This window comes from Methylobacillus sp. MM3 (genome assembly GCF_001645185.1).
In the GTDB taxonomy this organism is placed as follows: domain Bacteria; phylum Pseudomonadota; class Gammaproteobacteria; order Burkholderiales; family Methylophilaceae; genus MM2.
Map to the genome: position 1 here is coordinate 817,549 of NZ_LXTQ01000001.1, position 6,971 is coordinate 824,519.

General features: G+C 57.3%; 7 protein-coding genes. 6 read left to right on the forward strand and 1 reads right to left on the reverse strand.

The window, feature by feature from the left end; genetic code table 11:
• The first annotated feature begins 134 nt into the window (after nucleotides 1–134).
• From A7976_RS03875 to corA, 5 genes are all read left to right on the forward strand, one after another.
• On the forward strand, nucleotides 135–1,289 hold the full coding sequence (locus tag A7976_RS03875; RefSeq protein ID WP_067107120.1) for an efflux RND transporter periplasmic adaptor subunit: 1,155 nt from the start codon (nucleotides 135–137) through the stop codon (nucleotides 1,287–1,289).
• 12 nt (nucleotides 1,290–1,301) lie between these two features.
• Entirely contained in the window at nucleotides 1,302–1,994 is a 693-nt protein-coding gene (locus A7976_RS03880) for an ABC transporter ATP-binding protein (RefSeq protein ID WP_205633448.1), read from the forward strand.
• Nucleotides 1,981–3,189, forward strand: coding sequence for an ABC transporter permease (locus tag A7976_RS03885; protein WP_067107127.1), 1,209 nt, complete (start codon nucleotides 1,981–1,983; stop codon nucleotides 3,187–3,189). Before A7976_RS03880 ends, A7976_RS03885 begins: the two co-directional genes overlap by 14 nt.
• 3 nt (nucleotides 3,190–3,192) lie before the next feature.
• Entirely contained in the window at nucleotides 3,193–4,395 is a 1,203-nt protein-coding gene (locus A7976_RS03890) for an ABC transporter permease (RefSeq protein WP_067107130.1), read from the forward strand.
• Nucleotides 4,396–4,489: 94 nt separating this feature from the next.
• The gene (gene corA / locus A7976_RS03895; protein ID WP_240483780.1) at nucleotides 4,490–5,530 is read left to right on the forward strand and encodes a magnesium/cobalt transporter CorA; all 1,041 of its coding nucleotides are present in this window, start codon (nucleotides 4,490–4,492) and stop codon (nucleotides 5,528–5,530) included.
• A 47-nt stretch (nucleotides 5,531–5,577) separates the two neighbouring features.
• Here the strand turns inward: corA and msrA are convergent, their stop codons facing one another.
• Nucleotides 5,578–6,129, reverse strand: a complete 552-nt coding sequence (msrA, locus tag A7976_RS03900) for a peptide-methionine (S)-S-oxide reductase MsrA (protein ID WP_067107137.1) — start codon at nucleotides 6,127–6,129, stop codon at nucleotides 5,578–5,580.
• A gap of 95 nt (nucleotides 6,130–6,224) precedes the next feature.
• Between msrA and A7976_RS03905 the strand changes: the two genes are divergently transcribed.
• Nucleotides 6,225–6,806, forward strand: a complete 582-nt coding sequence (locus A7976_RS03905) for a glycine zipper domain-containing protein (protein WP_067107140.1) — start codon at nucleotides 6,225–6,227, stop codon at nucleotides 6,804–6,806.
• Nucleotides 6,807–6,971 lie beyond the last annotated feature (165 nt).

Here is a 6,971-nt window from a genome sequence, read left to right on the forward strand (position 1 = left end):
ATTAATGAGTTAATCGACCGAAACTTGAAGGTGGGCCCGAGGCGTACCGGCGCGAATTTCTACCCATTTTTATCCTTCGGACTTATCATTTCACCTAAGAATCTCGAATAATTTCTTAAGGACACGCCTTTGCCATGCGCCGTTTGCTGATTGTTGTGCTCCTGATTGCCGCCAGCGCAGCCGTTTTCTGGTGGTTCAGCAAACCCGAACCCATCCCGGTCGTACTCGCGGAAGTGAATCGCGGCAAGGTTGAATCTTCCGTCTCCAACACTCGTGCCGGCAGCGTCGAAGCCTGCCAGCGCACGCGCCTCTCGCCGATCTCCGGCGGCCGCATTACCTATCTCGGCGTCAAGAAAGGCGACCGGGTCAAGAAAGGGCAGATTCTGCTCAAGTTGTGGAACGAGGATCAGCAGGCGCAGAGCCGATTGGCGCAAACCCAGGTTGAAAGCGCCCGCAAACACGTCGAGGAAGTCTGCGCCATTGCCGACAATGCCCAGCGCGAGGCAGAACGTGCGGCAAATCTGCGTGCCAGCGGATTCATCTCGGCCAGCGCGGAAGAAAAGGCACGCTACGAAGCGCAGTCGCGCCGCGCCGCATGTGAAACGACGCGGGCCGACGTGGAACAAGCACGCGCCAGGCTCAGCGCTACCCGCATCGAGCGCGGGCGCACCATCTTGATCGCACCCTTCTCCGGCACCATTGCCGATATTGTCGGCGAGCTAGGCGAATACACCACACCATCTCCACCCGGCGTGGCAACGCCGCCGGCCATCGATCTGATCGACGATTCCTGCCTGTATATTTCTGCGCCCATGGATGAGGTCGACGCTCCCAAGATCCGTGCCGGACAATCCGCGCGCATCACCCTGGATGCCTTGCCTGGCAAAGTGCTGCCCGCCCATGTGAAACGCATTGCACCTTATGTGGTAGCCGTCGAGAAGCAGGCGCGTACCGTCAACGTCGAAGCCACGCTTGACGATCGCCTCGCTCCCGGGGAGTTGCTGGTCGGTTACAGCGCCGACCTGGAGGTCATCCTGGATGCGCGCGAAAACGTCCTGCGCATTCCGACCTCCGCCCTGATGGAAGGCAACAAGGTACTGGTCTACAGAGCTGACTCTGACGCCGGCGTGCTGGAAGAGCGCGCCGTCAAGGTCGGCCTCAGCAATTGGGAATATACGGAAATCACCGAGGGCCTGATGGAGGAAGAAAAAATCGTGGTTTCGCTGGAGCGGGAAGGTGTCAAAGCCGGCGCGCAAGCTGTTCCGGAACAAAACCGGCCCACAAAATAGTCCGTCATGAGCCTGATCGAACTGAATGGCATTGAGCGCACATTTCAACTTGGCGATAGCCAGGTTCATGCGCTTCGCCAGATCAATCTCGATATCGCACCCGGCGAATATGTCGCCGTGATGGGTCCTTCCGGCTCCGGCAAATCCACACTGCTCAATCTGCTAGGGCTGCTTGATCGCCCCGATGCCGGGAAATATTTACTCGAAGGGCGGGATGCAACCACGCTGACCGCCGGAGATCAGGCAAAAATCCGCAGCGAACGCATCGGCTTCGTGTTCCAGAGCTTTCACCTCGTTCCGCGCCTCACCGCTGCCGAAAATATTGCCTTGCCGCTCATGCTGTCCGGGATGTTGCCAGCCGAGCGCAAAAAACGTGTGACTGCCGCGCTGCATGACTTCGGGCTGGAAGACCGCGCCCATCACCGTCCGGACCAGCTTTCCGGCGGGCAGCGTCAGCGCGTTGCGATAGCGCGAGCCACGGTCATGCATCCGGCCATGATTCTGGCCGACGAGCCGACCGGCAATCTCGACCGCGCAACCGGCGAAGAAGTGATGGAGCTGCTCGAAGCCCTCAATGCTACCGGCGTGACCCTGATCGTCGTCACGCATGACCAGTTGTTGGGTGCCCGCGCAGCACGCCGCCTGACGATGCTGGATGGCGAAATCGTCGGCGATGAGAGGAAAAAAACCGATGCGCGCGCTTGATACGCTTTCCTTCGCACGGCATGCGGCCTCCGGCACGCCGCTGCGCACGGGACTGCTGGTCTTGGCCATGTCCATAGGCGTTGCCGCCGTCATCATGCTCACGGCACTCGGCGATGGCGCGCGCCGCTACGTGGTTGAAGAGTTCTCGGCCATCGGCAGCAATCTGCTGATCGTGTTGCCCGGCCGCTCCGAAACGGGCGGCCTCAATCCGGCCAATCTCGTCACGAGCACACCCCGTGACCTGACGGCAGAAGATGCCGCATCATTGATCCAGATCACCGGCGTACGCAAGGTAGCGCCCATCGTGGTCGGGAGTTCGGAGATCAGCGTCGGCGGAAAATTGCGCGAAGTGATGCTGGTTGGCACTTCCTCGGACTTTCTGGAGGTGCGGCATCTGAAACTGGCTCAAGGGCGCTTTCTGCCTCCCGACGACGTCGGCCTCGGCTCGAATGTTGCGGTAATCGGCTCGATGATCCGCGACGAGCTGTTCGGCCGTGAGTCGCCGCTCGGCAAACCTATCCGCGTCGGCGACCGCCGTTTTCGCGTGATCGGCGTCTTGAGTGCAGGCGGCCGCGGCATGGGCATGACCACCGACGAGCTGATCATTGTCCCAACGGCGACCGCTCTGGCGATGTTCGACACCAACACGCTGTTTCGCATCCTGATCGAAGGGCGCAGCCGCGGTGAACTGGATAATCTTAAATTGCGCGTCGAGAAAACGCTGACCAAGCGCCACGACGGTGAAAAAGATTTCACCCTGATCACGCAGGATGCGGTCTTGCAGACCTTCGACAAGATTTTGCGAGTACTGACCTTTGGCGTGGCCGGCATCGCAGCGATCAGTCTGGCCGTCGCCGGCATTCTGGTGATGAATGTGATGCTGGTTTCGGTAACGCAACGTACCGGCGAAATCGGCTTGCTCAAAGCCTTGGGTGCGACGGCATCCACGATACGCAATGCGTTTCTTGTCGAAGCCGCCATGCTGTCGATGCTGGGAGCGTTGATCGGCGTCGCCCTTGGCGAGACTGGCGCGGCTGCGTTGCGCCAGCTATATCCGGTTTTTCCTGCTTACCCCCCGGCATGGGCGCTGCTGGCCGGCATTGGCACGGCACTCGTGACCGGGATATTGTTCGGTGTCATGCCCGCCAGGAAGGCCGCTCGGCTCGACCCTGTGCAAGCGCTGTCGAAACGCTGAACCATGCTTTGGCCCGATGCTTTCCGCTTTGCACTGCAAGCCATCGTCGCATATCGGCTGCGCAGTTTCCTGACACTGCTGGGAATTGCCGTCGGCATCGCTGCCGTGATTCTTCTGACATCCATAGGCGAGGGCGTACACCGTTTCGTGCTCGCCGAATTTTCGCAATTCGGTACCAATGTCGTTGGCATCTCGCCCGGCAAGACCAAGACCGGCGGTGCCCACCCGACCGGCATACCGACCACGGTACGACCGCTGACGCTCGAAGATACCGAAGCGCTGAAACGCCTGCGCTACGCCACGGGCGCGACGCCCACGGTGTGGGGAAACTCCGAAGTCGAGGCCAATGGCCGGCTGCGCCGCACCACGGTATATGGTGTTGATGCGGACTTTCCTTCCGTATTCAGTTCAACCATCAAAATTGGGCGCTTCCTGCCAGAAGATGACGCCAGCAACGCGCGCGCGCTTGTCGTCCTGGGGGCCAAATTACGCAATGAACTCTTCGGCACGGCCAATCCGTTGGGAGCGCGGGTACGCATCGGCGGCATGCATTTTCGAGTGATCGGCGTGATGGCACCGAAAGGCCAATTCCTCGGCATCGATCTCGACGACACCGCCTTCATTCCCGCAGCACGCTCGCTGGAGCTCTACAATCGCGATGGATTGATGGAAATTCATGTGACCTACACAGAAGGCGTACCTGCGGCCAAGGTTGTCGATGCCATCAAGACGATACTGATCAGCCGTCACGGCAAGGAAGATTTCACCGTTGTTACGCAGGAAGACATGCTCGCCACCCTGTCCAATATCCTGGACATCCTGACTGCGGCAGTCGGCGCGCTGGGTGGAATTTCACTCATCGTCGGCGGCGTGGGGATCGTCACCATCATGACCATTGCCGTCACCGAACGTACCAATGAAATCGGGCTGCTGGTTGCACTAGGCGCTCCGCGCCGCGCGATTCTGGCGCTATTTCTGGGCGAATCCATCGTGCTTGCCGCAACCGGCGGTGCCATCGGCCTGCTGCTGGGCGTGGGATGCGCACAGCTTTTGCATCTGGCGCTGCCGGACATGCCGGTCCATACTCCCTGGCACTTCGTACTAGGCGCTGAACTTGCCGCGATTTCAATTGGCATTCTGGCAGGCGTCTTGCCAGCGCGCCATGCCGCCCGGCTCGATGCCATCGAAGCACTGCGGGCCGAATGAGCGCACACGCTATCTTTACCATGCTTAACTGAACTTGGACTCAAGGGTATCGCTTATGAAAAGAACTCGTCGTTCCAGATCAAAAAAAGTGGGAATGCCCCCCGGATCACTGATTCATTTGGGCGAGGTCAAGACCAAGCACAGCGAACTGACGTTGTTTCGCTACGATGCGCAGCAATTGTCTGAGTCCAATGCAACCTCTTTGGCGACGCTGGATACCAAGACCCGTGATGGAGAGGTGCTATGGCTGAATGTGTACGGCCTGCATGACCCGGAGCTGATGCGGCATATCGGCGAGGCATTCCATCTGCATCCGCTGGTGATGGAGGATATCCTCAATACCGACCAGCGGCCAAAACTGGATGTTTATGACAATCACCTTTTTGTCGTCACTCGATTCTTCAGCTACGACAAGCAATCCGTGCAGATCGAGTCCGAGCAAGTCAGCATCGTGCTCGGTCATAATTTCGTACTGACTTTCCAAGAACGTCCGACAGGTTCCTTCGACCCGGTACGCGAGCGTCTGCGAGCAAACAAGGGGCATATTCGGAGCAGCGATGCGGGATACCTGGCGTATACCCTGCTGGATGTCATCGTCGATCGCTATTTCATCGTGCTGGAACAGATAGGCGACGATTGCGACTATCTTGAAGAAAGCCTGCTGTATCGCCCTGGCGAGCATATGCTGCAAAACATACATAAGCTCAAACGCGAAACGATGGAATTGCGACGCGCGGTTTGGCCATTACGGGAAGTCATCAACAGCCTGGTACGCAACGAATCCGGGTATTTCCAGCACGATACTGTGCTGTATTTACGGGATGTTTACGACCACACCGTGCATTTCATTGAATCGTTGGAGGCGCTGCGCGACCTGTTGGCAGGAATGCTGGATATCTATCTCTCCAGTATCAGCAATCGCGTAAATATGGAAGTACGCGCGCTCACGGTAGTCGCCATGCTGTTTATGCCAGCCACGCTCATCGCCGGGATATTCGGGATGAATTTCGTACATATGCCGTGGCTGGAGCATCGCGATGGTTTCTGGTTCGCTATCGCTCTGATGGGCGGCATCGGCAGTTTCATGGCTTTGATCTTCTGGCGCCGTCAGTGGCTTAGCCGCCGCCTGTTCTGACGGGCCTCCGCACTGCGAGGAGGTTGCTCTGCGCGAGAGATATCAACTCAGTGTGATTTGAGTTTTCCACCATAGATAGAGCGCAACTTTGCCATCTTGGGGCCGATCATGGCTTGGCAATACGGTTGCTGCGGATTTCGCTCGAAATAATGCTGGTGATACTCTTCTGCGGGATAAAAAGTCTCCGCAGGCACTACCTCGGTTGTGACCGAGTTGCTCCAGATGCCTCGACTCGATAATTCGGATATCACTTCCAGGGCAGTATCTCTCTGAGAATCCGAATGGTAAAACACAGCTGACCGATATTGCGTACCAATATCGTTGCCTTGCCGATTTCGCGTAGTTGGGTCATGCAATGCGAAGAATATTTCAAGCAGATCCCTGTAATTGATCACCGAAGGATCGAAGTGTATCCGTATGACTTCGGCATGCCCTGTTTCGCCCGTACAGACTTGCCTGTAATCCGGGTTCAAGGTGTGTCCGCCCATATATCCGGAGACTACTTCCTTTACTCCTTGCAAGCTGTCGAATGGCGCCTCCAGACACCAGAAGCAACCGCCGGCAAAAGTTGCAATTTCATACTGTTCGCTCTGTTCCATATCTCACTCTCTACCGTTCATCCGGTCGGACTTGCGCATGCAGCGCTCAACGTGGGTACAATTTAATCACCTAAAAACATCAACGGAGTCAGGCTATGCCCATTATTCGTTCGAAGGTCGCTCTCCTTACACTTGCTTCAGCTGCATTGATATTGCCAGCATCGCCCGTCGCATATGCCGACCCTCCCCCTTGGGCTCCTGCCCATGGTTGGCGGAAGAAACATGATCCTTATTATCAAGGATATTCCGGCACCCATTGGGAAAGAGACTACGGCATCATCAATGGCAAATGCAATCGCGAGGCCATCGGAACCGTACTTGGAGGTGCCGTAGGTGGCGCCATTGGCTCAACCGTCGGCAAGGACAGCAATCGCGGTGCGGCTATTATCCTAGGTACTGTGCTTGGCGCCGTTATCGGCAACAGGATTGGAAAATCCATGGACGATGCTGATCGTGCCTGCATCGGTCATGCCCTGGAGCTGGCAGCAGACAGAAGAACTGTCAGTTGGACAGGCTCGGAAGGATTGAGTTACATGGTCACGCCGATCAATAGTTTCGAGCGCAACGGAATGAAATGCAGAGAGTACCGTTTGCGCGTCAATGGGCAGAACATTGATGAAGACCGCAGAGAGAAAGCCTGTCTGGTCAGCGAAGGAGAATGGGAAGTTGCAGATTAGCTTTACTGGGGCGCATGGGGCTTAATATTGTCCCACTGCATTTTCAAGGCACGGACACGCACGGGCATAAACACAAAAGCCCTCGCGAGGAGGGCTTTTGTGAGGATAAGGAGCCTGGCGGTGACCTACTTTCGCATGCGAAGAGCATACTATCATCGGCGCGGA

Excerpts from the sequence above, each read along its gene's own strand:
- A7976_RS03875 (WP_067107120.1), top strand. The coding sequence starts at position 135 with ATGCGCCGTTTGCTGATTGTTGTGCTCCTGATTGCCGCCAGCGCAGCC.
- A7976_RS03885 (WP_067107127.1), top strand. The coding sequence starts at position 1,981 with ATGCGCGCGCTTGATACGCTTTCCTTCGCACGGCATGCGGCCTCCGGC.
- A7976_RS03890 (WP_067107130.1), top strand. The coding sequence starts at position 3,193 with ATGCTTTGGCCCGATGCTTTCCGCTTTGCACTGCAAGCCATCGTCGCA.
- corA (WP_240483780.1), top strand. The coding sequence starts at position 4,490 with ATGCCCCCCGGATCACTGATTCATTTGGGCGAGGTCAAGACCAAGCAC.
- msrA (WP_067107137.1), bottom strand. The coding sequence starts at position 6,129 with ATGGAACAGAGCGAACAGTATGAAATTGCAACTTTTGCCGGCGGTTGC.
- A7976_RS03905 (WP_067107140.1), top strand. The coding sequence starts at position 6,225 with ATGCCCATTATTCGTTCGAAGGTCGCTCTCCTTACACTTGCTTCAGCT.